The sequence below is a fragment of the Sphingomonas brevis genome, from assembly GCF_023516505.1.
GTDB lineage: Bacteria > Pseudomonadota > Alphaproteobacteria > Sphingomonadales > Sphingomonadaceae > Sphingomicrobium > Sphingomicrobium breve.
In genome coordinates this window covers 1,596,579-1,622,212 of the sequence record NZ_JAMGBB010000001.1, presented here as the reverse complement: position 1 = coordinate 1,622,212, position 25,634 = coordinate 1,596,579, and the positions used below count along the sequence as shown (strand labels likewise).

Below are 25,634 nucleotides of genomic sequence, written 5' to 3'. Positions count from 1 at the left end.
GTCACTCCGCCGGAAGCGGTGCCTGGCCCGTGGGACTCGCCTCATGCGCTCCGGCGCCGACGAAGCGATGGAACAGTTTCCCGATCCTGCTTTCGATCGAAATTGCGATCGAGAAGTAGGACGGTACCAGCAGCAGCGTCAGTACCGTCGAGAAGATCAGGCCACCGATCACGGTGATTCCCATCGGCGCGCGCCAGCTGTTGTCGCCACTGATCGAGATGGCGGTGGGCAACATGCCCGCAACCATCGCCACGGTCGTCATGACGATCGGCTGCGCGCGCTTGTGGCCCGCCTCCCAGATCGCCTCGTTCTTGGGCATCCCGTGGTTCATCATCTCGACCGCGAAATCGACCAGCAAGATCGAGTTTTTGGCGACGATTCCGAACAGCATCAGGATGCCGATCAGAACGAACAGCGACACTGGCTGGTCGGCGATATGCAGCGCTACCGCGGCCCCGAGCGGAGCAAGCAGCAGGGATCCCATGTTGACGAACGGTGCGAGGAACCGGCGATAGAGCAGGACCAGCACGGCGAACACCAGCAGCACGCCCGAAATCAGCGCGACGGCGAAGTTGAACAGTAGCTCGGCCTGCCACTTCTGGTCGCCGAGGTTCATCTGCTGAACGCCCTGCGGCAGATTCTTGTAGCTCGGAAGCTCGCGAACCTTCGCCCAGACGTCACCCTCGACCACGCCCGGCGCCAGATCCGCACCGACGGCCAGCCGGCGCAGCTGGTTCGACCGCTGCACCGTGGTCGGGCCGGAACCGAAGCCGACGTCGGCGACTGCCTTCAGCGGAACCGAGCCGCCACCGGTCGTCGGCACCGGAAGATTTTCCAGCGTGGCGAGGTCACGCCGCGCACTTTCAGGCAAGGATACCTGGATCGGCACCTGGCGATCGGAAAGCGAGAATTTCGCGCTGTTCTGCTCGATGTCGCCCAGCGTCGCGATGCGGATCGTCTGGCTCAACGCGGTTGTGGTGACGCCAAGGTCGGCTGCCAGGTCGAAGCGGGGCTTGATCGTGATTTCCGGCTGGGCCAGCTGGCTGCCGACGCGCGGAGCGCGAAGACCGGGGACAGTCTGCATCTCCTTGGCTATCCGGGTGGCGACGTCCTTCAACGTCTCCGGATTGTCGCCGCCCAGATACAGCATGATATCGCGCGCTTCGGCGTCCGGGCCGCCGCCATTCTGGGTCTGGAAGCTGATGCGCCCGTCCGGAATGGCCGCCAGGGTCGGCGAAAGATTGCGTTCGAACTCGGTGCTGGTGACCTCGCGGTCTTTCTTCAGCACGATGCTGACTCGGCCGCTACCGACATTGACGCGCTCGAACACCCGCTCGACGCTTGGGTCCTTGGCGACGATCGCCGCGACCTTGTCGACCACGACTTCGGTCTGCTTGAGGGTGGTGCCTGGGGCCAGGGTGATGTTCACCCGCGCGAAGTCATCGTTCTGCGGCGGGAAGAAGGACTGCGACAGCGTCCCGAACAGTACGATGCTGAGAAGCAGAGTGACGATGCCGGCACCGACCATTGTCAGGCGATGGTCGTGCAATCGGGCGTCCCAGCGCTCGGCGACGATACCGTGCCACTCGGCGTATCCGCGGCTGCCGACCCACCGAACGATGAGGCCAATCAGCTTGGCCGCGCCATATGCGACGGCTCCGCCAAGGATGAGGGCGAGCGTCAGCGTAACGCCGCCATTCCATTCCAGCTTGCCTAGGCCGGCCATCGCCGCGCCCGTCCCGACGAAGAAGGCCGCGATCACGAGCAACAGCAGGATCGAACCCAGGACGTAGTAGCCGGCTTTCCGCGCGGGCTTTGGGAGCCTGGCGAGCAGGGCGTCCGCCTTGCTGGTATCGAGGCTCCAGTTCAGGACGCGCAGATACCAGTGCATCCATTTGAAGTCGGCGTGGGGCTGCTCGCCATGCGATCGCAGGAAATAGGCTGCGATCAGCGGCGTGATCATTCGCGCGACGAACAGGCTCATCAACACCGAAAGAACGACGGTGAAGCCGAACGCCTTGAAATATTGACCGGCGATTCCGGGCATTAGCGCGACCGGCAGGAACACCGCGACGATCGCCATGGTGGTGGCCAGCACCGCGAGGCCGATTTCATCCGCGGCATCGAGCGCGGCCTGGTAGCCGGACTTGCCCATGCGCATGTGTCTGACGATATTTTCGATCTCGACGATTGCGTCGTCGACGAGAACGCCCGCGACGAGGCCCATCGCCATGGTGGACATGAAATTGAGGGTGATTCCCATCATGCTCATGAAGCCGAAGGCCGGGATCGCCGACATCGGAATAGCCAGCGCGGAGATGGCCGTCGCCCGGATGTCGCGCAGGAACAGGAACACGACCAGCACGGCCAGCACCGCACCCTCGATCAGGCCTTCCATCGCGGACCGATATTGCGACTTGGTGTAGTCGACCCGGTTGAAAATCTCGAGGAAGCGGACCTTCGGATTCTCCGTTTCCAGCTTTTTCAACGCTTCCTTGCCGGCGTCATAGGTGGTCGTCTCGGACGAGCCCTTGGCGCGCTGTACATAGAAGGTGACGACCTGGTGGCCGTTCATCTTGGTGATGGTGCGCTGCTCCGACGAAGAATCCTTCACTTCGCCAAGGTCGGCAAGCCGCACCCAGCGGCCGCCGGGCAGGCTGATTTGCGTCTGGGACAGCTCGTAGGCGTCGCGGGCGTTGCCGAGCACGCGGACCGATTGCTCGGAACCGGCAACTTCCGCCCGGCCGCCGGGCGCGTTGATGTTGCTCTGGCGAAGCTGCTGATTGACCTGGGCAGCCGTGATGCCCTGCGCCTGCAGGGCGGCGGGATCGAGAATGATGCGGATCGTCCGGTCAACGCCACCGCCGCGCGAAACGGCTGCGACGCCATCGACGCTCAACAGTCGCTTGGCGACCGTATTGTCGATGTACCAGCTGAGCTGCTCGAGCGTCATGTCGGTCGTCTCGGCGCTCATCACCATGATGGGCTCGTCCTCGGCGTCGACGCGAGTGATCTGAGGCTCAAGGATTCCATCGGGCAGGTTGCTGCGGATCTGGGAAATCGCGTTGCGGACGTCGTTGACGGCGCGATCGGTCGGCGTTCCCAGCACGAACTGCACGAAGGTGGTGCTGTTGCCCTCGCTCAAGGTGCTGTTGATTTCCTCGACACCGGTGACGCCGCGGATCGCGGACTCAACGCGCTGCGCAACCTGCGTCTCCAGCTCGTTGGGGGCGGCGCCCGGCTGGCTGACCGAAACGATCGCCGCCGGGAAGTCGATGTCAGGCGCATTGTTCACCTGCATCCGCGCGAATGAAATCAGCCCGAACAGCATCAGGCCGACGAAGAGCACGATCGGCGCAACCGGATTTTGGATGCACCAGGAAGAGATGTTCCGGAAATTCATGGCGTTACAACTTCCTTCGGGCTCAACGCGCCGCTTGCAGTTGGGGCTTTACCTTCTGCCCCGGATTGAGGAACGGCCCGGCGGACAAGACTACCCGCTCACTCCCCGTAATGCCCTCGGAGATGGTCACGCCCTGGTCTTCGACGCTGCCGATCTTGATCGAACGCCGTTCGACTTCGTTTTTGCCGTTGATGACATAGACATAATTGCCGTTGTCATCGCTCAGCACCGCGCTCTGCGGCAGCTGCGGCGCGCTGGCAGTGCCCGACTCGATCTTGGCTTCAGCGAATCCGCCCGGACGGATCGACGGGTCATAGGCGATGGCGATCCTGACCTCGCCCTGGCGGCTGTTGGCGTCGATCGTCGGCGAGACCTGCCACACCTGGCCAGGGAAGCTGCGATCGGTACCGATCGGCGTAATCTTTGCCGCCATCCCATCATGGATGTAGGCCAAGTCCTGCTGCGAAAGCTGCGCCTTCATTTCCATCTGGCCGTTCTCGGCGAGACGGAACAGGGCGCCGGATCCAGGGCTGACGACCTGGCCGACCTCGACGCTGCGCGACAGGATCAGGCCACTCTTGGGGGCGCGGATGTCCAGCCGCCCAAGCTGGGCCCTCATTGAATTGAGGTTGGCTTCGGCAACCCGGATCCGGGCGTTGGCGGCATCGCGGGCGGCCTTCTTGCGGTCGAGATCCGCCTTGGACACGAAGCCGCGGCCGACCAGGGCTTCGCTGCGCTCATATTCATTTTGGGCAAGCGCCGCGTCGGCCCGCGCGACCTGCACCTGGGCGGCAAGCTGTGCGACATTCTGCGACTGGACAGAACGATCGACCGTGGCCAGGACCTGGCCTTGCCTGACCCAGGCGCCAGCCTCGACCAGCACCGCGCGCACCATGCCGCCTTCGCCGGCCACGCCGACGGGTTGGTCATGCCGCGCGGCCAGCGCTCCGGACGCCGTCACGACCCGCGAAACCTCGCTGCGGCCGGGCACGACAACGGTCACGGTCGGCACCTGGACCGCGGCCGCATCGCCACCGGCCGGCGCCTTCTCCTTGCCGGAAAACAGGACGAATGCGGCGACCAGGATCGCGATCGCCGCAACCGCGGCAATGATGACATTGCGCCTGCGACGCGAACGATCGACCACGACCAGCGTGTCAGAGTTCGCGAAACTAGACTCCCGGTTCATAAGCCGCATTCTTCCTGCCAATCGTAATGAGCAGCAGCAACCGATGCTGCTTTTGCTGTATTACGCAAATAAGTCACCGGTTGCAACTGCACCGCCCGAATTGCTCGTGAAAAGGCTTTTTCTACGAACGGCGGCACCCCTTACACGGATGCGCGTTGTTGCAATGCTGAAACGAGCGTGCTGCAAGGCGAAGGCGTTTCTTGGCACAGGGAGGCAGAAGGGATGATCGAGAATTACGGGATCCTTGGATGGATCGTCATCGGCCTGCTGGCCGGCGGAATCGCCAAGCTCCTCATGCCCGGCAAGGACCCTGGCGGCTGCCTGATCACCATTCTTCTGGGAATTGCCGGCGCTCTGCTGGCGGGCTTCCTCGGCAAGGCAGTCGGCTGGTATGACGACGGCGAGGCCGCGGGCTTTATCGCCGCCATCGTCGGTGCTTTCCTGATCCTGCTCATTTACCGGCTGGTGCTACGCCGCCGGGGATAAGGTCCTGGTTTCGTTCATATTGAGGCCATCGCCGCTGGTTCAGCTTGCGGCGGTGGCCTTTTTGATTGGTGGGAATTTTTCGATGCGTAATATTCTTCTGACTGCCTTGGCGGTGAGTGCTGCCGCGATCCCGGCCAGCGCCCCCGCGCAGACGGCCGTTGCCGCCGTCCCGGTACTTGCGGGAACAAGGCTCGACATCAGCGCTACCGGCGAAGTCACCCGGGTGCCGGACATGGCGATCATCTCCGCCGGCGTGCAGACCCTGCGGCCGACCGCTACAGCGGCGATCGAGCAGAATGCGGCCCAGATGGAGCAGGTCCGTGCCGCCCTGAAGCGGGCGGGGATCGAGGATCGCGACATCCAGACCTCCTCGATCAACCTCAATCCGGAATATCAGTATGACCAGAACCAGCCGCCGCGCCTGACCGGCTATCGAGCGTCCAACACGCTTAACGTCAAGTTTCGTGACCTGAAGCGGACCGGCGCGATCCTTGATGCCCTGGTTGCGCAGGGAGCCAATTCGATCAGCGGGCCGAACCTCACCATCGACAAGCCGGAATCGGCCCTCGACGAGGCGCGCGCCAAGGCGATCGTCAACGGCCGCGCCAGGGCCGACCTGTACGCGCGGGCGCTTGGCATGCGCGTGGTGCGGCTGCTGTCGGTCAGCGAAAGCGGCGGCTACGCCCCGCCGCCGCCAATGCCGATGGTGATGATGGCACAGGAACGTGGTGCCGGTGCCGATACAAAGATCGACCCGGGCACCCAGCAGGTGCAGGTTAGCGTGTCGATGAGCTTCGAGCTTCAGTAGAAATTGAAAAGGGCCGCCAGGATCTCTCCCGGCGGCCCATTTTTTCGCGGTGACAGGTGAGTTACCTTACGCTGCCGCGGCGAATAAGGTTGACCACCGCCAGCAGCACGACTGCACCGAGCAGCGACCACAGGAACGTCTCGACCGTCAGTCCCTGGTTGATGTTGCCCTTGCCGAGGACCAGCCCGGCAATGACTGCGCCGACGATGCCGACGACGATATTCATCAGGATGCCCTGTTGAGCGTCCGTGCGCATGATCAGGCTGGCCAACCAGCCCACGACACCACCGACGATTAGCCAAACAATGATTCCCATGTTCGTTCCTCCTGATCGTGGCGCCCTGTGACTTTTCCGGGCGCCTTAACGGCATCAGAGACGCATGATGCGGGCATGTTGTTCCGGGATTTGGATCGGAAACGCAACGAACATGAAAAAGGCCCCGCCTTTTGAGCGGGGCCTCACTCTGGTCCTACTGGGGACGGACCTTAATTAGTAGCGCTGCTGGCGCTCATACTGATCGCGGTAATGCTTGATGCGGGTGACCCGGAGGCCCGGCATGCCGCTGCGGTCGACCGCACGCTGCCAGCCGGTGAATTCCTCGAGGCTCAGCGTATAACGCTGGCAGGCCTCGTCGACCGTCAGCAATCCGCCTGCGACCGCGGCCACCACTTCGGCCTTGCGGCGCACGACCCAGCGAGTCGTCGAAGCTGGCGGAAGCGACTCGAGCGTCAGCGGTTCGCCAAGCGGTCCGATTACCTGCGCGGGACGAATTTTCTGATTCTCGAGCATCTACAAAACCTCAGTCACGTTAAACTTCAACCGATAGCCAGCTTTTAACCGAAGGCCGTTGAGAAGGTCTGAAACACAAAGGTAATTTTCACCTTCATCAATCCTTATTGCCCGTTAACCATGATGGTCTCGGCATCGTCGCAAACGTGCCCTTGAGCGTCGCTCTGGCGTCCTTCCACCCCTCGCTGACCGAGAGAAAACAGGCGATTGCGTCCTGTCGCTCCTCGCGGCCCAAATTCGAGGCCGCGCCGAGTGCCGAGAGAAGCTCGTCGACGTCGAGCTTCGCCTCCCCTGCTGCCTTAAGATTGCCGTCGAATCGCGCCAAAATACTGTCCCTCGCCCCCGAATGGGAGAGGCAGGTCTAGCCCAACAGGGTGAATTTCGAGTAAAGACGCAGCCAGCATGTCCCCCTCATTTGACCTTCCCGACGCCGCTTCGGCGCGCATCGTTGTCGCCATGTCCGGCGGCGTCGACAGCAGCGTCGTGGCCGCTCTGGCCGCCGGGACCGGAGCCGAGGTGATCGGCGTAACCCTCCAGCTTTACGATCATGGCGAGGCAGTGAAGCGTTCTGGAAGCTGCTGCGCCGGACAGGACATTTACGACGCCAAGACCGTCTGCGACCGGCTGGGAATCGCCCATTATGTGCTCGATTTTGAAAGCCGATTCCGGACCGGCGTGATCGACCGGTTCGCCGACGAATATGCCCAGGGGCGAACCCCGGTGCCCTGTTCCCTGTGTAATCAGGGAGTGAAGTTCACCGATTTGATCGCCTTTGCCCGCGACCTCGGCGCCGACTGCCTCGCCACGGGCCATTATGTCCGCCGGGCCGAACGAGAAGGTCGCGTGGAGCTATGGAAAGGCCGCGATCCGGCCCGCGACCAGAGTTACTTCCTTTACGGCACGACCCAGGAACAGCTCGACTATCTTCGCTTCCCGCTGGGCGATTTGCCCAAGAGCGAGACTCGCCGGCTGGCGGTAGAGGCCGGGCTGGTCGTTGCCGACAAGCCCGACAGCCAGGACATCTGCTTCGTTCCCGACGGCGATTATGCCGGGCTGGTGAAGCGGCTGAGGCCGGAAACCGCGGCGCCCGGCGAGATCGTCGGCCTCGACGGCGAATTTCTCGGGCAGCATCAGGGCGTGGTCCATTTCACCATCGGCCAGCGTCGTGGGATCGAGATCGGTGGCCAGCCGGAGCCGCTCTACGTCGTCAGGATCGAGCCGGAGGAACGGCGGCTGGTGGTCGGCCCGCGCCGGGCGCTTGCGGTGGCTGCGGCCAGGGTCGAGGGCATCAACTGGCTGGCCGAGGACCAGACCCGGGTCGAGGCCAAGGTGCGTTCGCTTGCCAGGCCGGTTGCCGGCAATTGGGATGGCGAGCGGCTGCATTTCGAGTCGCCGGAATATGGCGTTGCGCCGGGCCAGTCGGCGGTGTTCTACGATGGAGATCGGCTGCTCGGCGGAGGCACCATCGTCGAAACCGAAGGCGCCGACCTCAAGAGCGCCGTCGCGGCCTAAATCTGAAAGTAACCCTCGATCACGGTAACCGCATGGCCGCCGAGGATTACCCGGTCGCCCTTTAGCTCGCAGTCGATCAAGCCGGTACGTTTGCTCGCCTGCAGCGCGGAGAAGCGATGGCGGCCGAGACGCCCCGCCCAAAATGGTATCAGTGCGGTATGGGCAGATCCGGTCACCGGGTCTTCGTCGATGCCATGATAGGCTGCGAATACCCGGCTGGCGACATCCTGCTCGTCTCCGGGCGCGGTCACCGACACTAGGTACGGCAGCTTCCTTAGTGCCAGAAAATCGGGCGCAACGGTTCGGACCGCCGCTTCATCCGTCACCAACACCACCGCATTGCCGTTACCGGCGCGGCTGACGAAGGTTTCGCCCTCGATCCCCAGCGCTTCGAGCAATTCGGGCAGTTTTTCCGGTTGGGGCGGCGCTGAAGGCATGTCGAGCTTGAGCAGCGAAGGATCGTCGGCATCACGTGTGACGGTCAGGATCCCGGAATGCGTGGCAAAGCGAATGCGATCGCCATGAAGCAGGATGTGCGCCGCCGCCAGAGTTGCGTGCCCGCACATCCCGATTTCGAGGGTCGGCGTGAACCAGCGCAGGTCATAATCGGCGTCGTCGCGCTCGCTTGGCACGGTGAAGGCCGTTTCGGCGAGATTATTCTCGGCGCCGATCGCCTGCATCACGTCGTCGGGCAGCCATTCGCTTAGCGGCATTACCGCTGCCGGATTGCCGGCGAACGGTCTTTCCGCGAACGCATCAACCTGGAAAATCGGCAGCGGAGTGGTCATCGCGCGCTCTCCGTCAAATGCTTGGGCAATATTCCTTCACGGTCGGTATGCCCTTCAGGGTCGAGATGGATGATGATCTCGGTGCCGGGGAAGCGCTGCTGCAGCTTCTCTTCGACCGCATCCATCCGCTCATGGGCCTCGGTCACCGTCCAGTCGCCCGGCACCCAGACGTGGAACTGGACGAACCGATGGGCGCCGGACGTCCGAGTGCGAAGGTCGTGAATTCCCGCCAGCTCGGGATAATGTTGCGCGGCGGCGATGAACGCCTCGCGCTCCTCCTCCGGCCATTCGCGATCCATCAACTGGTCGACCGAATGGCTCGCCGCTCCCCAGGCGCCGTACATCAGCCAGCCGGCGATGGCGAAACCGAACAGCGGGTCGGCCAGCCGCCAGCCGACCAGTTGGTCGAGCACCAGTGCGCCGATCACCGACAGATTTAGCAGCACATCGGTCTGGTAATGGACATGGTCGGTCAGGATCGCGACTGACCCGGTCCTTTTAATCACATAGCGCTGGTAGGCGAGCAATCCGAACGTCGCGACCATCGCGATGACCGACACGCCAATGCCCAGCTCCAAACCTTCGGTCGGCTTGCCACTCATCAAGCGGTCGGTCGCTCGCCAGATGATCGCCATTGCCGAAACGGTAATCAAAATGACCTGAATCAGCGCGGCCAACGCCTCGGCCTTGCCATGGCCGTAGCGATGTTCTTCGTCGGCTGGCATCGCCGCCCAGCGCACTCCGAAGAACGTGATCAGGCTGGCAACGAAATCGAGCATGGTATCGGCCAGGGAGCCGAGCATTGCCACCGATCCGGTGTCCCAGGCGGCGTATGTCTTAAGCCCGACCAGGAACAGCGCCATCGAAATGCTGGCCAGCGCCGCCCGCTGGGTCAGCGAACCGCGATCTGCCCCGTGCACGTGGGCGTGACTATGGCCGTGTCCATGCTGGTGATGATGCGCGCCGCTCATGGATAAAGCAGTCCTTCATCCCAGCTTCCGTCTTCTCGCGCGCGGAACATCCGCCGCTCGTGGAGGCGATGAGTGCGATCCTGCCAGAACTCAATAGTCGTCGGGACGATGCGATATCCTCCCCAGTGCGGCGGTCTTGGAACCGGATGGCCATCGAACCGCTGTTTCGTTTCATCGTAACGGCGTTCGAACAGGGCCCTGCTTTCAAGCGGACGGGACTGGTCGGACGCCCATGCACCCAGCTGCGAGTCCCTGCCTCTGGTGGCGAAATAGGCATCCGCTTCATCGGCACTCACCCGCACGACATGTCCTTCGATCCGAACCTGCCGGCGGAGCGACTTCCAATGGAACAGCAGTGCCGCTTCCGGATTTTCTGCAAGGTGCTGGCCCTTCACACTGGTTTCGTTGGTGTAGAAGACGAAGCCATCCGGGCCGAAACCCTTTAAAAGCACCATCCTGACCGATGGCGCGCCATTAGCTTTCGCTGTAGCGAGCGCCATTGCATCGGGATCGTTGGTTTCCGCCGCTTTTGCCTCGGCATACCAGGCGTCGAACAGGGCGAAGGGATCGTCGGCCATGATCGGCGCCTTTGCCCGCTGGAAGGGCCGCTGTCGAGGCTCGCGCTTGACGGATGCGGGCCGGCCTTGGAAACGGGGTGGCGAAACGAAGGGAAATCATGGATCTCTACCAGCAGCTAGGTATCAAGCGCGGGGCAAGCGAGGCCGAGATCAAGAAGGCCTATCGCAGCCTTGCCAAGCAGCTGCATCCCGATCGGAACAAGGACAATCCCAAAGCCGCCGAGCGTTTCGCCAAGGTTACGCAGGCCTATGACTTGCTGTCGGACAAGGACAAGCGCGCCCGCTACGACCGCGGCGAGATTGACGAGGATGGCAATCCAAGGATGCCGTTCGGCGGCGGCTTTGGCGGCAGCGGCGGAGGCCCTCGGCCGGGCGGCGCCGGCGGGCCCGAAGGTTTTCCAGGGGGTTTTTCGGCCGATGCGGCCGACCTGTCGGACTTGTTCGAAGGCCTGTTCGGTGCCGCCTCAGGCACCCGCCGCGGCGCTGGCAGCGGCGGGCCCTTCGGCGGTTTCGGACGGGCCCGTCCGCCCCAAAAGGGCGCCGACATTGCTTATCGATTGAAGGTCAGCTTCATCGATGCGGCGACGTTGAAGCAGCAGCGGATCACTCTGGCCGGCGGCAAGGCGATCGATCTCAAGCTGCCCAAAGGCGTCGAGGATGGCACCAAGATCCGCCTGTCCGGGCAGGGGCAGGAAGGCCCGGGCGGGCGCGGCGACGCGATTGTAACGATCGAGATCGCAAGCCACGCCTTCTATGTCCGCGACGGCAAGAACATCCGCCTGTCCTTGCCGGTCACCCTCAAGGAAGCCGTCGGCGGAGCCAAGGTGAAGGTGCCGACCCCGGAAGGGCCGGTCATGGTCACGATTCCCAAAGGCTCGACCTCGGGCAAGCTGCTTCGGCTCAAGGGACGCGGATTCACCGCCAAGGATGGCAACCGGGGAGATCAGATCATCGAACTTGCGATCGATATTCCCCCACATGACGAAGCGCTCCAGCAATTCGTCGAGGGATGGGCCGGCGGTGGCAACCCGCGGGCGGCGCTCGGCGTATAGAAATTTCCGATGAAGGAGCTCCATCCCTATTCGCCCGAGGAACGGCGCAAGCGGCTGGCGAGGCTCCGGGCCAGGTTCGGCAAGGCCGCGATCGAGCGGGCCAAGCGCGAGATCAAGCCGCTGATTGTAGCCAAACGGGTCGCCGTCGGCATTTACGACGACGGCTTCATCCACGCCGGCAACCTCGCCTATCTCGCGCTGCTGGCGCTATTCCCGTTCATGATACTTGCGGCCGCGGTCGCGCGCTTCTTCGGATTGACCGAAGATACGCAGCTGGCGGTAGCGACGATCCTAAGCCGGCTTCCGCCAACCGTTCGAACGGTACTTGCCGGGCCGATCGATGAGGTGCTCCAGGGTCGCCACGGCGCGTTGCTGTGGTTCGGGGCGATCGTCGGCCTATGGACCGCGGCAAGCTTCATCGAGACCATTCGCGACATCCTTAGGCGGGCCTACGGCGTCAAATATTCGGCCAGCTTCTGGCAATATAGGCTGGCGGCGATGGCCTTGATCCTGGGATCGGTGGTGCTGCTGTTCGCCGCGTTCGCCGCGACCGTTGTCCTGTCTTCGGTGCACCAGTTCGTGATTGCCAAACTTCCGGCTTCGGAAGGGCTGGCAAGCGAGCTCGGCTTCTATCGCATTGCTCCGGCAGTTACTCTGTTCGCCACTTTCTACATTATCTTCCTGGCGCTGACGCCGGCTCGCTATCGGACGATCGAGTGCCGCAAATGGCCTGGCGCCTTCATCGCTACCATCTGGTGGCTGGCAACGGTCGAGTTGTTGCCGTGGGTGATCGGCCTGTTTGGCGGCTATGAGCTGACTTACGGCAGCCTTGCCGGCGTAATGGTCGCGCTGCTGTTCTTTTTTGTCGCGGGGCTCGGCGTGGTGGCCGGGGCCGAGCTTAACGCGGCCCTAGTCGAGCCGGGCGGAAAGGCTGTAAGGGGCGAGCACTACGAAGGACCTTACGAGGCGGAGCTTCCTGTAGAGGAGCCGGCCCCCGAGGAGGCCCAGGCGGCCGCATTGCGGCAGAAAGTAAAGGGGAAATAGCCGATGGGCGGCATTATGGCGGGCAAGCGCGGGTTGATAATGGGGCTCGCCAATGACCGGTCGCTGGCATGGGGGATCGCCAGGCAGCTACGCGACCACGGCGCCGACCTGGCGTTCAGCTACCAGGGCGAGGCGATCGAAAAGCGGGTGCGTCCGCTTGCCGACGAGTTGGGCAGCGACCTGCTGATCGATTGCGATGTAAGTGACATGGCGGCGCTCGACCGCGCCTTCGACGACCTGAAGAAACGGTGGGACGGTCTCGATTTCGTCGTCCATGCCATTGGCTTTTCCGACAAGAATGAGCTGCGCGGAGGCTATGTCGACACGAGCCTCGAAAATTTCCTGATGACCATGAACATCTCGGTCTACAGCTTCGTCGCGGTCGCCCAGCGCGCCCGGGCAATGATGCCGAGCGGCGGCTCGCTGCTGACCTTGAGCTATTATGGCGCCGAAAAAGTCATCCCCCATTATAATGTGATGGGGATTGCAAAAGCGGCGCTTGAGACCTCGGTCAAATATCTCGCCGCCGACCTCGGTCCCGAGGGTATCCGGGTCAACGCCATCAGCGCCGGGCCGATCAAGACCTTGGCCGCGTCGGGAATCGGCGACTTTCGCTACATTATGAAGTGGAACGAATATAATTCGCCGCTTCGCCGCAACGTCACGATCGAGGATGTCGGCGGGGCCGGGCTTTACCTTTGCTCCGACCTCGCCGCGGGTGTCACCGGCGAAATCCATCATGTCGACGCCGGCTATAATGTGGTCGGCATGAAAGCCGAGGACGCGCCCGACATTTCGGTCGTCTGACCGAGCGCAGCGACGTCGACGGCGCGGATTCACTCCGCGCCGGCTAGGAGCGACGATGACCAGGATTGCGCGCCACGTAAGAGTAAGCGGGCGGGTGCAGGGCGTGTTTTTTCGCGCCTGGACGGCCGAACAAGCCAGGTTGCTAGGGGTCAACGGCTGGGTCAGGAACTCGCCGGACGGCAGCGTCGAGGCTCATCTGCAGGGTGATCGATGGGCCGTTCGGCGTTTGATTGAGCTTTTGCATCGCGGTCCGCCGTCGGCGAATGTCGATGAGGTGATCGACGACGATGCCGAGCTGGGCCCGGATCTCGAATTTGAAGTCCGCCACTAATTCCCCGGCGCGGATTTTCTAATGTCGGTTGTGGGTGGAAAACCGACGTCAGGTTTATACCTGGGCACAGCTTACACCGCGGTTCCCACCAGCTTGCCGATACCCGCGGTGATTGCCATTGCCAGCGCGCCCCAAAAGGCAACGCGCAGGGTGGCCTTGGCCACCGGAGCGCCGCCGGCTCTTGCACCGACCGCTCCCAGCATTGCCAGAAACAGCAATGATGCGACCGACACGCCGATGATCATTGGCGGTCCGAAGGGAGACAGCCATGCGGCGAGCAATGGAAGCGAAGCCCCCGCGGTAAATGTCGCGGCAGAAGTCAACGCGGCCTGCACAGGGCGCGCTGTCGTAATATGGGTTATGCTGAGCTCGTCGCGCGCGTGTGCGCCGATCGCGTCTTTGGCCGTAAGCTGCATAGCGACCTCGTCGGCGGTTGACTTATCAAGTCCGCGCTTTTGATAGATTGACGAAAGTTCTTGCAGCTCAGACTCCGGGGAGGTGGCAAGCTCCTTGCGCTCTCGAGAGAGGTCGGCGTCTTCGGTGTCCGCTTGTGAACTGACGGAAACATATTCGCCGGCGGCCATGGACATCGCGCCCGCGACAAGTCCCGCCACGCCTGCCAATAGCACCTCGCTGCGGCTGGCGGCAGCGGAGGCGACGCCGACGATCAGGCTGGCAGTCGAAACGATACCGTCATTGGCGCCCAGCACGGCGGCTCGAAGCCAGCCAATGCGTTCAACGAGATGTCGTTCGGAATGCGCCATCAGCGTGAACCTCGCCATGATTGGCTAGTTGGACAGCAACTTCATGCCAATGTCCACCACGGGTGGAAAACGGAGATTATCAGCTACGCCGCCGGGCTGGCCAGTGTGGCTTTTCCCTGGAGCAGATACCTGCGGATACTGGAATATGGCTCGACTGCCTTGCCGCCAACCGGCGTGCTCTTGAGATAGCGTAGCTGTCCCAACAGAGCGAAGTCGCAAAGGTAAGGCGCGTCGCCGAGCAAATACGGCCCGGGCTTCAGCAGCGCCTCAATTGCATCCAGGTGACGATCGAGATCGCGGCGGACATGCTCGACCGGCTTACGGAGTGTGCCTTGCGAACGGATCTGCCCGAGAATCCGGCGGAGATAAAAACGATAGACGAGGCGCCCGCCGAGCGAATTGCCGAACACGAGGCGAATGGGCTTGCGCCCCTCGGCTTCGTACCAGCGGTAGTAAAGGCCGATGAAGTAGAGCGATTCATCAGCCCAATCCTCGAGCGCGTGACAAAGCGCGCGCTGGCGCAAATCTTGTGGAAGCAGCGGCGGCTCCGGAAAGCGCGCGTCCAAGGCGTAAGCAATATCGGTGGAATCGACGATCATCTCGCCGTCGATCTCGAGCGCTGGGACCTTGCCGATTCCCCCGCGCTGCCTGATCCTGCGCTGCCAAGCGAGGGGATTCACTGCCTCATATTCAACGCCCTTATAGTCGAGGATCGCTCGAACTTTCATGCAAAAGGGTGAATAGGGCCAGTCGTAGAAAACCAACCTGGTTGGAACCATTGAACCCGCCCCTTCGGCTGAGCCTCTACGCTTGGCCTGCTACTATCCAGAAACAGTCAAATGTCCGCAATAGGTGGAAACCGGTCATTCGGCTGACGGCGGGCATGGCTGGAAAGCGGACACCGGGACGAGCCGCCCTTTGCCCATTCCTTAGTTCGTTAGCCCTTGCTTTTGCAGCCAGGTGGCAAGGCGCGCGAAATATTCGGCTGAATCTGGAGCCTGCTGAGGGAAAAAGGCCGGATCGATTTGCTGTTGTGGCGTGGCCGTCGTCATCATCGCATGATCGGCTCCGCCCACCACGACTGTTTCAAAGTTGCGGTGACTTTGCGTGAAAGCTCGCAACCTGTCCATTGAGCGGGCTGCCGGCACCCACGGATCGCTCGATCCATAGATGATCAGGGTCGGTGCGCGGATTGCGCCGATTGACGCCAACGGGTCGTGCCGAATTTCCTTGGCCCAGCCGGATTTGTCGGGGTCGCCGAATGTCCGATCCAAATAGATAAGGTCGAACCATGGCTTGCTGGCTGCCTCGTCGACCCGAGCCTGCGCTGTTGGCCGATCGAGGCGGCCTCTCTCGAACTCATCGACTGCCGTCCGGGCCGCAATGGCAAGATCAATATCGGCCTGTCCGAAGCCCTTGATGCGCATGATGTTCGCAACCGCAAAGTTCATTTGCGCGTCGGGCGTAACCATCGGCGCCGAAACGGATATGGCAAAGGCGGTCGGTCCGTATTTTGATGCCGCAAGCAGTGAAAGCCAGCCGCCCTGGCTGAGGCCCCAGAAGCCGATGCGGTTCGCGTCGATGCGAGGATCCTGGGCGAGCATCCGTGCTGCGGCGATCCCATCGTCGGCCAACAGTTCATAATCATTGCCTCTTGCAACACCACCTGACCGTCCTGTCCCCCGACGGTCATAGCTGAACACCGCAATGCCGAGTGCCGGGAGCATTCGCTTCAGATGGTCGTAGAGCACCTCGCTCCGTAGCGGAGAGGAAGCGCCGTGCAGTATGACTGCCACCGGGACCTTTCCGGGCATTTTCGGCAACACCAATGTGCCCGCGAGCTTGGTCCCGCCGTTTTCGAACAGCTTCTCCTCGGACCGGGTGCTGGTGGTCGCCGACGCGCTCCACACCGGTTCCGCGCTGGCAGCGGGGGCGCATAGGCCGATAAGGATAAACAGCAGGATTGATCTCTGCATGGCTACATCCCGACAAAATCCGGACCTGCAAGATGACGCAAACCAGGTCAACCGCGACGACCGCCTTGTGTGCAAGGCGGTCGTCCTGCCAGGCGACAAAGCGGCCGGGCGCGTTCGGCCCAATTGTACGGGCCTGAGCACGTCTGCTCCAGCCCGAGTTTCAAATCGCCGCGGGATGAGGTGCGGGTTGCCGCTTCATCAGGAAGGCGAGCACGCCGGCAATGATGACAAGGGCGGGAACGTCGCCGGTCAAATGACCCATCATCATGGGAGTTCGAAACGATTCCCAAGCCATCACCAAGGCATGGGCGACGCTGGACCAGATGACGAACCAGATAAGGGAGGCGTGGGCGTCCGGATCCTTCGCGGCCCGGATCATGAAGATTCCGAGCGTGATGTAGATGAAGCAGATCATCATGAAATAATCGTTCGCGGCAGGGCTGCCAGGGTGCCACGCCCAGCCCGACGGCCAAATCAGCAGCATCGGGTAGAGCAGGCAAAAGAGAGCGCCGAAAACGATCAAGCAAGCGGATAGAAGTGGCTTGGTCCTGGACACGTCAGATTTCCTTTCGATTGTAATATGGCGACCTATTGCGCACCGGGCCCGCGGCCGGGATCGCGCGCGACCAAGGTCAGCTCGTCGCTGTCGATTTCGTAAAAGAAGCCGAAGATGGCGGCGGATCGCGGGACGGCGGGATGGCTGCGCAGCAACGCAACATCGCCTTTCAGCGATTCCTCATAATCCGATATGCACAGCGCCTGTCGCGGGAAGGCGTCGGCAATGTCGACCTGCTGTTCGGACTGAAAGGCATTGATGATTCCCTCGGCGGTGAAGGTCGTCGCGCCGCACTGCGAATGATGCACGACAACGACGTTTTCGATGCCGAACAGATGCTGCGCCACGGCGACCGAGCGAAGCGCATCGAAGGCGCGACCGCCGGCGACGATGATCGGGAAGATCGTGGTGGTAGAAGCGACCTTGTGGCCGTCGGAATCCTCGACAACCTCCCCGGGATAGATATCGCCTAGCCGCTCGGCGACCAGTTGGGGAACCCGCGCAGCCCGCGGATCATAGCAGCAGATGACCAGCGTTTTGAGCGGAACGGCCTGCGAAAAGGCCTGCCGAACCGCGGCTTCGTCATAGTCAGCCTGCGCGCTGAACGCGAATTGCGCGAATTTTCCCATTTCAATTCTCCATTGGATGAGCGGACCCATGCCGCCGCGAGACAGATCAGGTATCGTTGACCATTTCGCCCGAGCCGCCGAATTCGACCGGGAAGTCACGGAACTTGGGCAGGCCGTCCCGCATCGGCAGGACGGTCTCGGCATAGTTGACGTGCACGCCGGGCTGGAACTCGATCGACGGAACGGTCGCCGCATAAACATCGGTCAGGCCAAGCGGCGGATGGTGGTTGAACAGGTGGCCACCGCACTTGCTGCAATAGTGGCGCTGGCTGACCTCGGTTTTCTGATAGCTGGAAACATGTTCCTGGCCGCTGGTGACCTTGACATTGTCGGGCTTCCACAGGGTGAAGGCATTGACCGGCGCGGCCGCCCACGACCGGCAGGACGAGCAATGGCAATAGCCCATCACCTCGGGCGTGCCGCTGACCTCCAGCGTGACCGACCCGCAAAAGCATTTTCCACTATGTGTCATCATTACCCTTCCTGCGGTTGAATGGTGCCCGGCGGCGCGATCGCCTGTTACGGGTGATTAATGCGTCGTTCCTGCCGTCACTCCGCCGTCGACGGGGAGCGTGACTCCGGTGATCCAGCCCGAAGCGGCTTCGTCGGCCAGGAACAGGAATGCCGAGGTTATGTCGCGCGGCTGGCCGTTCCGCCCGAGCGGGTGAAAGCCATTGAAGGCCGCGATCTGGCCGGACGAAGCGAGCGATTCCAGCAGCGGCGTTTCGACCACCGCCGGAGCGATCGCGTTGACCCGGATATTGTGCCCGGCAAGTTCGATCGCCAGCGCCCGGGTCAAGGCATGAATCCCGCCCTTGGCCATGGATGGAACCGCCGCGGGGGTAATGCCGACGCCCTGCATTGCCCAGATCGACCCGACATTGACCACCGATCCGCCGCCCCGCTTCATCATCTCGACAACCGCGAACTGCGTGGTGGTGAAATAGCCCGACATCAGGTTGAAATATTCGATCAGATCGGCGCGAGTGACCTCCTGGAACGGCTTGATCCCGAACACGCCGGCATTGTTGTAGAGGACGTCAACGCCGCCAAACCGCTGCCTTGCCGTCTTGATGACGCGCGCGCCGACGGCGGGGTCGCCAATGTCCCCGGCGACCAGGGCGACGTCCTTGCCGCTGGGGTCGATGTGCGATGCAACGGCAGCCAGCTTGGATTGGGTTCGCCCGTTGAGCAGGATTTTGGCACCGGCGGCATGGGCGGCCCTGGCTGCGTCAGCGCCGAGACCGGAACCGCCGCCGGTGATGACAACGACCTTGTTTTCGAGACTCACCTGGCGAACTCCGCAGCGATTGGGGTCCGCGGCATTTAGGTTGCATGGGGGCTTCAATCAGGTCCGTAATCCGTACCTGCCTGGCGCCGGACATGTGTTAAGATGTGGCCATGAGCGGATATGGCCAATTCTGTTCCATGGCCCGCGCGCACGAAGTGTTGGGCGGTCGATGGACTCTATTAATCGTTCGGGAAATTCTCTGTGGAAGTCGCCGTTTCAACGACATTCGCCGCGGCATTCCCCGCATCTCGCGCACCGTGCTGTCGGAACGGCTGAAGGCGCTGATCTACGCCGGGGCCGTGGCCAGAGCCGACGGACCGAACGGCCAGGAATATGTGCTGACTGAGGCGGGCCAGGAGATCGCGACGATGGTCGGGGTGCTGGGCGCCTGGGGGCAGCGCTGGCTGTCCCGGCAACCGGCCAAGGAGGACATCGACCTCGAACCACTGCTGGCCGACATGGAACGGCGAGTGCGGTTTTCGGAACTGCCCAGGGATCCGTTCGTAGTTCGGTTCGAGATTCGCGGCCATCGCCCGCGTTACATGCTGCTCAAGAAGACCGAGGCATCGCTGTGCCACCAGAACCCCGGCTTTCCGGAACCGGTCTGCGTCAAGGCGCCGCTCGATGCGCTGGTGGCATGGTGGCGCGGCGACCTGAGCTTCGCCGAAGCCCGGCGCATCGGACTGGAAGTGACCGGCACGAAAAGCGCGGTGAAAGCCTTCCCGGAGTGGTTCGAGCTTTATCTGTTCGCGCACATCCCGCCTGCAGCCAAGGCTGGCAATCGCAACCCGCACTATTCGGCCAGGGTGCAATAGGTCCACTTTCCGTACCCCACCGAAACGGCCATCCAGCCTAAATTCGGCATCGGGCGATACAGAGTCGCTTGGAGCCAACATCATGAAATTCTACCATTTTCCGCCCTCGCCCAACGTCCGCAAGGTCGATGCGGTGATTGCTCACCTCGGCATCAAGGATCTCGACAAGAAGTTGGTCAATCTGGTCAAGGGCGAGCACCGCAGCGCCGAATATCTGGCCGTCAATCCGATGGGCAAGCTGCCGGCGCTGGCGATTGGTGACGACCTGCTGCTTTGGGAGTCGAACGCCATCTGCCAATATTTGTGCGACCGACACGGCGACACCAGCTTCTATCCGCGCAACATCGAAGCCAGGGCGGACATCACCCGCTGGCTGTTCTGGGAGGCGTCCGCCTGGTCGCGGGCGACGGAAATCCTGACCCACGAGAATGTCCGCAAGCCGATGATGGGCATTGGCGAGCCGGATGCCGCCCGCGTGACCGAGGGCGAAGCGCTGTTCCGGCCGCTGGCGAAGCTCCTCGACGACCAGCTTGCCAATCGCGACTTCCTGGTCGGTAACAAGCCGACGCTGGCGGACTTCGTCGTCGGCGGCGCTGCGACCTACATGGAACGCGGCCGCTTTCCGATCGGCGGGTTTCGGCGCCTGAAGGCCTGGTGGGAACGGCTCAACCAGGTGCCGGCGTGGGTCGCCACCATCCCCAGCGCCCAGCTGCCCGCATGACCGATCGTCTGCAAATAGAGCCGGTCCTGACGTTCAAGGACAATTATGTCTGGATGATTCACGACGGCAGCCACGCGGTGGTGGTCGACCCGGGCGTTGCGCAACCGGTGGTCGAAGCGATCGAGGCCAAGGGCCTGGAGCTGGCGGCGATCATCATCACCCACCTTCATTACGATCATGCCTGGGGCGTGCCCGGCCTGCTCCAGAAATGGCCGGTTCCGGTGTACGGGCCGCGCCTGAACGACCATGACCGGGTCACGCATCCGCCCTTCCCCGAGCCGGGTACGGTGCCGCTGGACTGCGTCACCCATGTCGTCGGAGAGGGCGATGTGGTCATTCTTGGGCAGCTGGACCTGTCGCTCAAGGTGTTGGCGGTGCCGGGCCATACAAAGGGCCACATCGTCTATGTCGACGAGCAGCGTCACTGGCTGTTCAGCGGCGACACATTGTTCGGCGGCGGCTGCGGAAAAGTGTTCGGGGGCTCGATGCGGGCCATGCTCGATTCGCTCGACCGGCTGGCCACCCTGCCGCCGCAGACCCAGGTCTATTGCGCGCACGAATATACGCTAGCCAACCTTGGCTTTGCGCTGGAGACGGAACCGTCAAACCCGGTGCTCGCCGCCCGCATCGAAACCGAGTCTGGAAAACGCGAGCTGGGCCTGCCGACCCTGCCGTCGACGATCGGCGTGGAAAGGGCGACCAACCCTTTCCTGCGCGTGATGGAGCCGGAAGTGCTGGAATCACTGCGGCTGAAGCGCGGCATCGATCCTGCTTCGCGCCTCGCCAGCTTCGAAGCGCTTAGGTCGTGGAAGAATGAACATAAGGGATGACGCGCCCCCGCCGGTCCCGATTTCGTACCGTCCGCGGGCGGGCGAATCCCTTATCGTGGGAATGCGCTGGTTCTGTCGAGGGAGAAGGCTGAACCAGCCACTCTCGAATCGCTTAAAGTGACGCAAAAGGGATCAACCGATGAAACATGCGCCGCATGGTCTCGACGCGCCGGTGACCCGCAGCGAAGTCGCCAGGATCTTGGCGCGGGAGCTGCGGCCGCTGCAGGTCCAGATCGCCAATCTTCGTGCGCAAATCCGAACCTTGCAGGCGGGAACCGAGCCCTGGTGATCAGGGCGGGTGCCTCGGACCTTATGGCGGGAGCTATTTTGAATGTCGCATTGGCAGTTGGCAGTAAAACGGACCTTCGCCTGGCCCGTGATCAAGCGGTCTCTGCTGATGGCGCTGCTCGTCGGCACCGTCGTCAACGGCATCAACCAGGGGCCGGAAATCTTGCAAGGCCGGTGGCCAGTCATCTGGAAGCTGGTGCTGACCTACATCATCCCGTTCCTGGTAGTGAGCTACGGCAGCTACGCAGCGTTACGCAGCCCTCGATGACGACTGGCTAATGACCGCAACGGGTGGAAAGCGGCCGTTAGGGGCTGGCCACGAATTCCTTGCGCGATGATGCCAGCCTGCTAGCCGTAGGTAATGGCCGCAAGCACCGCAGCCGCTTCACTTCCACAATCGGACCGGCCCGATTCCAGCTTCCTAGGCCACCCCAAGGGGCTGGCTTATCTTGCCTTCACCGAGGCGTGGGAGCGTTTCTCATATTATGGAATGATTTCGCTGCTGGTCCTTTACATGGTCAACCAGCTGCTCCTGCCCGGTCACATCGAACATATCGTCGGCTTCCAGGGTTTCCGCGCTGCGATGGAACGGCTGTTCGGGCCGCTCTCAACCCAGGCTCTCGCCTCTCAGCTTTTCGGGCTTTACGCCGGTTTCGTCTATTTTACTCCCGTCATCGGCGGCTGGATCGGAGACCGCTGGATCGGCCAGCGAAATGCCGTTGTGGCGGGGGCATTGTCGATGAGCGGCGGGCATGTCGCCATGGCCTTCGACGAGAGCTTCCTTCTTGCGCTCTTGCTGCTGATCGTCGGCTCGGGTCTGCTTAAGGGCAACATCTCCGCGCAGGTCGGCGGTCTTTACGCCGCGAACGACGAGGCTCGCCGCACTCGCGCGTTCGCAATCTTCAGTACCGGGATCAACTTCGGCGCTGTCCTGGGCCCTTTGTTTTGCGGGTTTCTCGGTGCGCGATACGGTTGGCACATAGGGTTCGGCGCGGCTGCTCTCCTGATGTTGGGAGCGCTCGCCACCTATCTCCGGGGCTTCCGTCACTTGCCGGCGAAGGTCGCTCAACGCGGCCTGCAAAGCGGGCCGGCTTCGGCCGAGGACCGCAGGATTGTTGTCGCGCTGCTAGTCGTAATGGCCGTCACGGTTCTTGCCCAAATTGCCTATTATCAGCTGGCCAATGTTCATCCGGTCTGGCTTCAGGATCATGCGAACCTGGACGCGTTCGGATTTCAAATCCCCATCCCGTGGTTCTATTCGATCGACCCCCTGGTCAGCATTCTTTGCGTTCCCGTCCTTTTCGCCCTTTGGAATCGACAGGCTCGCGTTGGTCGCGAGCCGACATTGCTGACGAAGATAGCGATTGGATCGTCCATTTGCGGGGCCGCGAACCTTGTACTCGTCGCGGCAATCATTCTTTCTCCAGGTCGGGTGCTTTGGGTCTGGCCGGTACTCTACTGCACGATCCAGGGCGTCGGCTTCATGTATTTCTGGCCGAGCCTTCTCGCACTTGTCTCCAAGGCGGCGCCGCCGAAGATCAATGCGACGATGATGGGCGTCTCATTCCTCACGCTGTTCGTCGGAAACAATCTGATCGGCCGCCTCGGCGCCTTCTATGAGCAAATGACTCCATCCGCCTTTTGGACGATGCATGCCGCCATTGGCGTCACCGGCGGCATCCTCATTATGATGTTCAGGGGGAAGCTTGAGCGCAGTCTGGCGCTGCCGCCTGCGGGCTAGGCAAATCTGTCCTTAATGGCCGCAGTGGGTGGAAAGCGGCCATTACAGTCGTCCGTCAGCCAGCAAACGGATCGCTGACCAGGATCGTGTCGTCGCGCTGCGGTGAAGTGGAGACCAATGCTACCGGGCAACGGATCAGTTCTTCGATCCGGCGAACATATTTGATCGCTTGGGCCGGCAGGTCGGCCCAGCTGCGGGCACCCGCGGTCGTCCCGCTCCAGCCGTCCATTTCCTCGTAAATCGGACCGGCCCGGGCCTGGTCCGCCGTGTGCGGCGGGAGATAGTCATAGACCTGGTCGCCGATGCGGTAACCGGTACAGATTTTCACCTTCTCCATCCCGTCGAGGACGTCGATCTTGGTCAGCGCGATGCCGGTGATCCCGCTGACCGCTGCCGATTGGCGAACCAGCACCGCGTCAAACCAGCCGCAGCGCCGCTGGCGCCCGGTGACCGTGCCGAACTCATGGCCTCGTGTCCCAAGCCGCTGGCCGATCTCGTCGTCCAGCTCGGTCGGGAAGGGGCCGGAGCCGACCCGGGTCGTATAGGCCTTGACGATGCCAAGGACGAAGCCGGCCGCGCTCGGCCCCATGCCGCTGCCCGATCCGGTCGTTCCCGCCACGGTGTTGGACGAGGTGACGAACGGATAGGTGCCGTGGTCGACGTCGAGCAGCACGCCCTGCGCCCCTTCGAACAATATGCGGCGGCCGCGCCGCCGGGCCTCGTCGAGATCGCGCCAGACGGGCTTGGCGAACGGCAGGACAAAATCGGCAATCTCGGCGAGATCGTTCCTGAGCCGCTGGCGATCGACCGGCTCGCGTCCGAAACCGGCGCGGAGGTGATCGTGATGGGCGCAGAGGCGGTCGAGCAGCGGATCGAGGTCGTCGAGATGGGCGAGGTCGCAGACCCGGATCGCGCGGCGGCCGACCTTGTCCTCATAGGCCGGTCCGATACCCCGCCGGGTGGTGCCGATCTTGCCCGCGCCCGATGCATCCTCGCGCAGCGCATCGAGGTCGCGGTGGATCGGCAGGATCAACGGGCAGGTCTCGGCGATCATCAGCACGTCGGGTGTGATCTTGAGCCCCTGAGCGGCGATTTTCTCAATCTCCGCTTTCAAGGCCCAGGGGTCGAGCACCACGCCATTGCCGATGACGGAAGGTGTTCCGCGGACAATGCCGGACGGAAGCAGGGACAGCTTGTAGACATGGTCCCCGACCACCAGCGTGTGGCCGGCGTTATGCCCGCCCTGGAAGCGGACGACCATGTCGGCCCGGCTTGCCAGCCAGTCGACGATCTTGCCCTTGCCCTCGTCGCCCCACTGCGCGCCGATGACGGTGACGTTGCCCAAGCGAATATCCTTGTTTTGCGGAGTACGCGCGCTCCTAATCGGGAAGCCGCGGCGCGTCTAGGTTGACGAAGCCCGGTTCGGCGATCGCCGCCGGCGTTTACAGCCGGACGAAGCCTCGCGGCCAATGATCCCTGTCGACCTCATACTGTTCGATTGAGAAACCATCCGGCTCATCGATGAAGCCGGGCAGCCCCCGGGCACGTTCCCTTGCGGCTTCGGCGAGATCAAGTGACGAATAGAGCCCGACGACTTTTACCCGGCCCGTCTCGGCCATGCTGTGTAGCAAGACGAACAGCGGTTCCATGAGGATAGGGCTTAACGCACCGGCCGCGGTCCGCAATGGCTGGAACTGCAAGATTCAGCCAATCTCATCCGCCAATTGAATTGCAGCTTCCTCAAGCAGCCTGCGAACCGACCGAAGGGTGTAGGGGTCGTCGGCGGAGAGCGGCATCCCGGCGCGATCGAAACGGGGCCGCTCATCCATCCTGCGGCCCCATTCTATGTCGGCCTCACGGACAATCTCTTCCAATAGCGGATCGGAACCCAGCAGCCGCTGGCAATAGGCTGAAAGGGCAACAAGGGGACGGTCGATATTCTCGAACAGCAAGGCGCTTCCGTTGAGATAACGCTGAAGGACCATCTGCAGGATTCCCGACGGGTCCTGGACCTGACTTTTCAGCCAGTTGCCGATCTCCATCTCCGCCTGTGCCACGGGCGAGACCGGCGAAGCCCCCTTCATCGCACCCGGGCCGGCCATGCGCGCCATCGCCTCCTGGGGGCTGAATTTTCGTGCCAGCCGAATTTCCTGCTCGACGCTCGCGTCCGCCTGGGATTGCCGGTTGTCCTGTTCGTTGCTCATCGAGTGCCCTTGGATCGGGCACATATTCCATTCCGGCGGCCCTCCGTATCCGGGTTAGCA

The 25,634-nt window shown here is 62.6% G+C and carries 31 protein-coding genes; 13 read left to right on the top strand and 18 right to left on the bottom strand.

The window, feature by feature from the left end:
- Position 1: 1 nt before the first annotated feature.
- Both LZ518_RS08275 and LZ518_RS08270 read right to left on the bottom strand, forming a co-directional pair.
- The gene (locus tag LZ518_RS08275; RefSeq protein ID WP_249915528.1) at positions 2–3,403 is read right to left on the bottom strand and encodes an efflux RND transporter permease subunit; all 3,402 of its coding nucleotides are present in this window, start codon (positions 3,401–3,403) and stop codon (positions 2–4) included.
- Between the two features lie 22 nt (positions 3,404–3,425).
- Positions 3,426–4,592, bottom strand: a complete 1,167-nt coding sequence (locus LZ518_RS08270) for an efflux RND transporter periplasmic adaptor subunit (RefSeq protein WP_249915527.1) — start codon at positions 4,590–4,592, stop codon at positions 3,426–3,428.
- 222 nt (positions 4,593–4,814) lie between these two features.
- Here LZ518_RS08270 and LZ518_RS08265 point away from each other — a divergent pair, with 222 nt between their 5' ends.
- The gene (locus LZ518_RS08265; protein ID WP_249915526.1) at positions 4,815–5,078 is read left to right on the top strand and encodes a GlsB/YeaQ/YmgE family stress response membrane protein; all 264 of its coding nucleotides are present in this window, start codon (positions 4,815–4,817) and stop codon (positions 5,076–5,078) included.
- A gap of 82 nt (positions 5,079–5,160) precedes the next feature.
- Positions 5,161–5,886 (top strand): SIMPL domain-containing protein, encoded by a 726-nt coding sequence (locus LZ518_RS08260; RefSeq protein ID WP_249915525.1) that lies wholly within the window; start codon positions 5,161–5,163, stop codon positions 5,884–5,886.
- Positions 5,887–5,947: 61 nt separating this feature from the next.
- Here LZ518_RS08260 and LZ518_RS08255 read toward each other — a convergent pair whose 3' ends face one another.
- The 3 genes from LZ518_RS08255 to LZ518_RS08245 form a co-directional block, all read right to left on the bottom strand.
- On the bottom strand, positions 5,948–6,202 hold the full coding sequence (locus tag LZ518_RS08255; RefSeq protein WP_249915524.1) for a GlsB/YeaQ/YmgE family stress response membrane protein: 255 nt from the start codon (positions 6,200–6,202) through the stop codon (positions 5,948–5,950).
- A 174-nt stretch (positions 6,203–6,376) separates the two neighbouring features.
- Entirely contained in the window at positions 6,377–6,676 is a 300-nt protein-coding gene (gene sciP, locus LZ518_RS08250; protein ID WP_249915523.1) for a CtrA inhibitor SciP, read from the bottom strand.
- Positions 6,677–6,773: 97 nt separating this feature from the next.
- Complete coding sequence (locus tag LZ518_RS08245; protein ID WP_249915522.1) at positions 6,774–7,001, bottom strand: hypothetical protein; 228 nt, start codon at positions 6,999–7,001, stop codon at positions 6,774–6,776.
- 77 nt (positions 7,002–7,078) lie between these two features.
- Here LZ518_RS08245 and mnmA point away from each other — a divergent pair, with 77 nt between their 5' ends.
- Positions 7,079–8,188, top strand: coding sequence for a tRNA 2-thiouridine(34) synthase MnmA (gene mnmA, locus LZ518_RS08240; protein WP_249915521.1), 1,110 nt, complete (start codon positions 7,079–7,081; stop codon positions 8,186–8,188).
- On the opposite strand, the gene LZ518_RS08235 is transcribed toward mnmA, so the two are convergent.
- Genes LZ518_RS08235 through pdxH form a run of 3 tightly spaced genes read right to left on the bottom strand, consistent with a single transcriptional unit; the run spans position 8,185 to position 10,525 of the window.
- The gene (locus LZ518_RS08235; RefSeq protein WP_249915520.1) at positions 8,185–8,976 is read right to left on the bottom strand and encodes a PhzF family phenazine biosynthesis protein; all 792 of its coding nucleotides are present in this window, start codon (positions 8,974–8,976) and stop codon (positions 8,185–8,187) included. The two genes, mnmA and LZ518_RS08235, sit on opposite strands and share 4 nt — an antisense overlap.
- Positions 8,973–9,947: a cation diffusion facilitator family transporter gene (locus tag LZ518_RS08230; RefSeq protein WP_283938178.1), complete on the bottom strand. Its 975-nt coding sequence runs from the start codon at positions 9,945–9,947 to the stop codon at positions 8,973–8,975. The genes LZ518_RS08235 and LZ518_RS08230 overlap by 4 nt, the downstream gene beginning before the upstream one ends.
- On the bottom strand, positions 9,944–10,525 hold the full coding sequence (gene pdxH, locus LZ518_RS08225) for a pyridoxamine 5'-phosphate oxidase (protein ID WP_249915519.1): 582 nt from the start codon (positions 10,523–10,525) through the stop codon (positions 9,944–9,946). The genes LZ518_RS08230 and pdxH overlap by 4 nt, the downstream gene beginning before the upstream one ends.
- 95 nt (positions 10,526–10,620) lie before the next feature.
- On the opposite strand from pdxH, the gene LZ518_RS08220 reads away from it, so the two are divergent.
- Genes LZ518_RS08220 through LZ518_RS08205 form a run of 4 tightly spaced genes read left to right on the top strand, consistent with a single transcriptional unit; the run spans position 10,621 to position 13,759 of the window.
- Complete coding sequence (locus tag LZ518_RS08220; RefSeq protein WP_431358232.1) at positions 10,621–11,577, top strand: DnaJ C-terminal domain-containing protein; 957 nt, start codon at positions 10,621–10,623, stop codon at positions 11,575–11,577.
- 9 nt (positions 11,578–11,586) lie between these two features.
- Positions 11,587–12,621: a YihY/virulence factor BrkB family protein gene (locus LZ518_RS08215; protein ID WP_249915517.1), complete on the top strand. Its 1,035-nt coding sequence runs from the start codon at positions 11,587–11,589 to the stop codon at positions 12,619–12,621.
- Between the two features lie 3 nt (positions 12,622–12,624).
- On the top strand, positions 12,625–13,428 hold the full coding sequence (fabI, locus tag LZ518_RS08210) for an enoyl-ACP reductase FabI (RefSeq protein ID WP_249915516.1): 804 nt from the start codon (positions 12,625–12,627) through the stop codon (positions 13,426–13,428).
- A 55-nt stretch (positions 13,429–13,483) separates the two neighbouring features.
- Positions 13,484–13,759: an acylphosphatase gene (locus LZ518_RS08205; protein ID WP_249915515.1), complete on the top strand. Its 276-nt coding sequence runs from the start codon at positions 13,484–13,486 to the stop codon at positions 13,757–13,759.
- A gap of 71 nt (positions 13,760–13,830) precedes the next feature.
- Here LZ518_RS08205 and LZ518_RS08200 read toward each other — a convergent pair whose 3' ends face one another.
- The 7 genes from LZ518_RS08200 to LZ518_RS08170 form a co-directional block, all read right to left on the bottom strand.
- Positions 13,831–14,541 (bottom strand): VIT1/CCC1 transporter family protein, encoded by a 711-nt coding sequence (locus tag LZ518_RS08200; RefSeq protein ID WP_249915514.1) that lies wholly within the window; start codon positions 14,539–14,541, stop codon positions 13,831–13,833.
- Positions 14,542–14,606: 65 nt separating this feature from the next.
- A complete protein-coding gene (locus LZ518_RS08195) occupies positions 14,607–15,302 on the bottom strand; it encodes a glutathione S-transferase family protein (protein WP_283938177.1) in 696 nt (231 codons plus the stop codon).
- 150 nt (positions 15,303–15,452) lie between these two features.
- Positions 15,453–16,499, bottom strand: coding sequence for an alpha/beta hydrolase family protein (locus tag LZ518_RS08190; protein ID WP_249915512.1), 1,047 nt, complete (start codon positions 16,497–16,499; stop codon positions 15,453–15,455).
- A 160-nt stretch (positions 16,500–16,659) separates the two neighbouring features.
- The gene (locus LZ518_RS08185; protein ID WP_249915511.1) at positions 16,660–17,055 is read right to left on the bottom strand and encodes a DUF6632 domain-containing protein; all 396 of its coding nucleotides are present in this window, start codon (positions 17,053–17,055) and stop codon (positions 16,660–16,662) included.
- Positions 17,056–17,087: 32 nt separating this feature from the next.
- Positions 17,088–17,684, bottom strand: a complete 597-nt coding sequence (locus LZ518_RS08180) for a carbonic anhydrase (protein ID WP_249915510.1) — start codon at positions 17,682–17,684, stop codon at positions 17,088–17,090.
- Positions 17,685–17,730: 46 nt separating this feature from the next.
- The gene (locus LZ518_RS08175; protein WP_249915509.1) at positions 17,731–18,159 is read right to left on the bottom strand and encodes a GFA family protein; all 429 of its coding nucleotides are present in this window, start codon (positions 18,157–18,159) and stop codon (positions 17,731–17,733) included.
- A gap of 54 nt (positions 18,160–18,213) precedes the next feature.
- The gene (locus tag LZ518_RS08170; protein ID WP_249915508.1) at positions 18,214–18,975 is read right to left on the bottom strand and encodes an SDR family NAD(P)-dependent oxidoreductase; all 762 of its coding nucleotides are present in this window, start codon (positions 18,973–18,975) and stop codon (positions 18,214–18,216) included.
- Positions 18,976–19,112: 137 nt separating this feature from the next.
- Here LZ518_RS08170 and LZ518_RS08165 point away from each other — a divergent pair, with 137 nt between their 5' ends.
- The 6 genes from LZ518_RS08165 (at position 19,113) to LZ518_RS08140 (ending at position 23,370) form a co-directional block, all read left to right on the top strand.
- On the top strand, positions 19,113–19,790 hold the full coding sequence (locus LZ518_RS08165) for a winged helix-turn-helix transcriptional regulator (protein WP_249915507.1): 678 nt from the start codon (positions 19,113–19,115) through the stop codon (positions 19,788–19,790).
- Between the two features lie 82 nt (positions 19,791–19,872).
- Entirely contained in the window at positions 19,873–20,511 is a 639-nt protein-coding gene (locus LZ518_RS08160) for a glutathione S-transferase family protein (RefSeq protein WP_249915506.1), read from the top strand.
- On the top strand, positions 20,508–21,341 hold the full coding sequence (gene gloB / locus LZ518_RS08155; protein ID WP_249915505.1) for a hydroxyacylglutathione hydrolase: 834 nt from the start codon (positions 20,508–20,510) through the stop codon (positions 21,339–21,341). The genes LZ518_RS08160 and gloB overlap by 4 nt, the downstream gene beginning before the upstream one ends.
- 139 nt (positions 21,342–21,480) lie before the next feature.
- Complete coding sequence (locus LZ518_RS08150; protein WP_249915504.1) at positions 21,481–21,630, top strand: hypothetical protein; 150 nt, start codon at positions 21,481–21,483, stop codon at positions 21,628–21,630.
- 87 nt (positions 21,631–21,717) lie between these two features.
- Positions 21,718–21,897 carry a hypothetical protein gene (locus LZ518_RS08145; RefSeq protein ID WP_249915503.1) on the top strand — a complete coding sequence of 60 codons (180 nt, stop codon included), beginning with the start codon at positions 21,718–21,720 and terminating at the stop codon, positions 21,895–21,897.
- Between the two features lie 93 nt (positions 21,898–21,990).
- Complete coding sequence (locus LZ518_RS08140) at positions 21,991–23,370, top strand: peptide MFS transporter (RefSeq protein ID WP_249915502.1); 1,380 nt, start codon at positions 21,991–21,993, stop codon at positions 23,368–23,370.
- Between the two features lie 55 nt (positions 23,371–23,425).
- Here the strand turns inward: LZ518_RS08140 and LZ518_RS08135 are convergent, their stop codons facing one another.
- The 3 genes from LZ518_RS08135 to LZ518_RS08125 all read right to left on the bottom strand — a co-directional run bounded on the left by LZ518_RS08135 (position 23,426) and on the right by LZ518_RS08125 (position 25,574).
- On the bottom strand, positions 23,426–24,715 hold the full coding sequence (locus LZ518_RS08135; protein WP_249915501.1) for an adenylosuccinate synthase: 1,290 nt from the start codon (positions 24,713–24,715) through the stop codon (positions 23,426–23,428).
- A gap of 97 nt (positions 24,716–24,812) precedes the next feature.
- The gene (locus tag LZ518_RS08130) at positions 24,813–25,019 is read right to left on the bottom strand and encodes a DUF7336 domain-containing protein (protein WP_249915500.1); all 207 of its coding nucleotides are present in this window, start codon (positions 25,017–25,019) and stop codon (positions 24,813–24,815) included.
- Between the two features lie 54 nt (positions 25,020–25,073).
- The gene (locus tag LZ518_RS08125) at positions 25,074–25,574 is read right to left on the bottom strand and encodes a hypothetical protein (RefSeq protein WP_249915499.1); all 501 of its coding nucleotides are present in this window, start codon (positions 25,572–25,574) and stop codon (positions 25,074–25,076) included.
- Positions 25,575–25,634 lie beyond the last annotated feature (60 nt).

Coding starts and splice junctions, on each gene's coding strand:
- LZ518_RS08275 (WP_249915528.1), bottom strand. CDS start 3,403: ATGAATTTCCGGAACATCTCTTCCTGGTGCATCCAAAATCCGGTTGCG.
- LZ518_RS08270 (WP_249915527.1), bottom strand. CDS start 4,592: ATGAACCGGGAGTCTAGTTTCGCGAACTCTGACACGCTGGTCGTGGTC.
- LZ518_RS08265 (WP_249915526.1), top strand. CDS start 4,815: ATGATCGAGAATTACGGGATCCTTGGATGGATCGTCATCGGCCTGCTG.
- LZ518_RS08260 (WP_249915525.1), top strand. CDS start 5,161: ATGCGTAATATTCTTCTGACTGCCTTGGCGGTGAGTGCTGCCGCGATC.
- LZ518_RS08255 (WP_249915524.1), bottom strand. CDS start 6,202: ATGGGAATCATTGTTTGGCTAATCGTCGGTGGTGTCGTGGGCTGGTTG.
- sciP (WP_249915523.1), bottom strand. CDS start 6,676: ATGCTCGAGAATCAGAAAATTCGTCCCGCGCAGGTAATCGGACCGCTT.
- mnmA (WP_249915521.1), top strand. CDS start 7,079: ATGTCCCCCTCATTTGACCTTCCCGACGCCGCTTCGGCGCGCATCGTT.
- LZ518_RS08235 (WP_249915520.1), bottom strand. CDS start 8,976: ATGACCACTCCGCTGCCGATTTTCCAGGTTGATGCGTTCGCGGAAAGA.
- LZ518_RS08230 (WP_283938178.1), bottom strand. CDS start 9,947: ATGAGCGGCGCGCATCATCACCAGCATGGACACGGCCATAGTCACGCC.
- pdxH (WP_249915519.1), bottom strand. CDS start 10,525: ATGGCCGACGATCCCTTCGCCCTGTTCGACGCCTGGTATGCCGAGGCA.
- LZ518_RS08215 (WP_249915517.1), top strand. CDS start 11,587: ATGAAGGAGCTCCATCCCTATTCGCCCGAGGAACGGCGCAAGCGGCTG.
- fabI (WP_249915516.1), top strand. CDS start 12,625: ATGGGCGGCATTATGGCGGGCAAGCGCGGGTTGATAATGGGGCTCGCC.
- LZ518_RS08205 (WP_249915515.1), top strand. CDS start 13,484: ATGACCAGGATTGCGCGCCACGTAAGAGTAAGCGGGCGGGTGCAGGGC.
- LZ518_RS08200 (WP_249915514.1), bottom strand. CDS start 14,541: ATGGCGAGGTTCACGCTGATGGCGCATTCCGAACGACATCTCGTTGAA.
- LZ518_RS08195 (WP_283938177.1), bottom strand. CDS start 15,302: ATGGTTCCAACCAGGTTGGTTTTCTACGACTGGCCCTATTCACCCTTT.
- LZ518_RS08190 (WP_249915512.1), bottom strand. CDS start 16,499: ATGCAGAGATCAATCCTGCTGTTTATCCTTATCGGCCTATGCGCCCCC.
- LZ518_RS08180 (WP_249915510.1), bottom strand. CDS start 17,684: ATGGGAAAATTCGCGCAATTCGCGTTCAGCGCGCAGGCTGACTATGAC.
- LZ518_RS08175 (WP_249915509.1), bottom strand. CDS start 18,159: ATGATGACACATAGTGGAAAATGCTTTTGCGGGTCGGTCACGCTGGAG.
- LZ518_RS08165 (WP_249915507.1), top strand. CDS start 19,113: ATGGCCCGCGCGCACGAAGTGTTGGGCGGTCGATGGACTCTATTAATC.
- LZ518_RS08160 (WP_249915506.1), top strand. CDS start 19,873: ATGAAATTCTACCATTTTCCGCCCTCGCCCAACGTCCGCAAGGTCGAT.
- gloB (WP_249915505.1), top strand. CDS start 20,508: ATGACCGATCGTCTGCAAATAGAGCCGGTCCTGACGTTCAAGGACAAT.
- LZ518_RS08150 (WP_249915504.1), top strand. CDS start 21,481: ATGAAACATGCGCCGCATGGTCTCGACGCGCCGGTGACCCGCAGCGAA.
- LZ518_RS08140 (WP_249915502.1), top strand. CDS start 21,991: ATGGCCGCAAGCACCGCAGCCGCTTCACTTCCACAATCGGACCGGCCC.
- LZ518_RS08130 (WP_249915500.1), bottom strand. CDS start 25,019: ATGGAACCGCTGTTCGTCTTGCTACACAGCATGGCCGAGACGGGCCGG.
- LZ518_RS08125 (WP_249915499.1), bottom strand. CDS start 25,574: ATGAGCAACGAACAGGACAACCGGCAATCCCAGGCGGACGCGAGCGTC.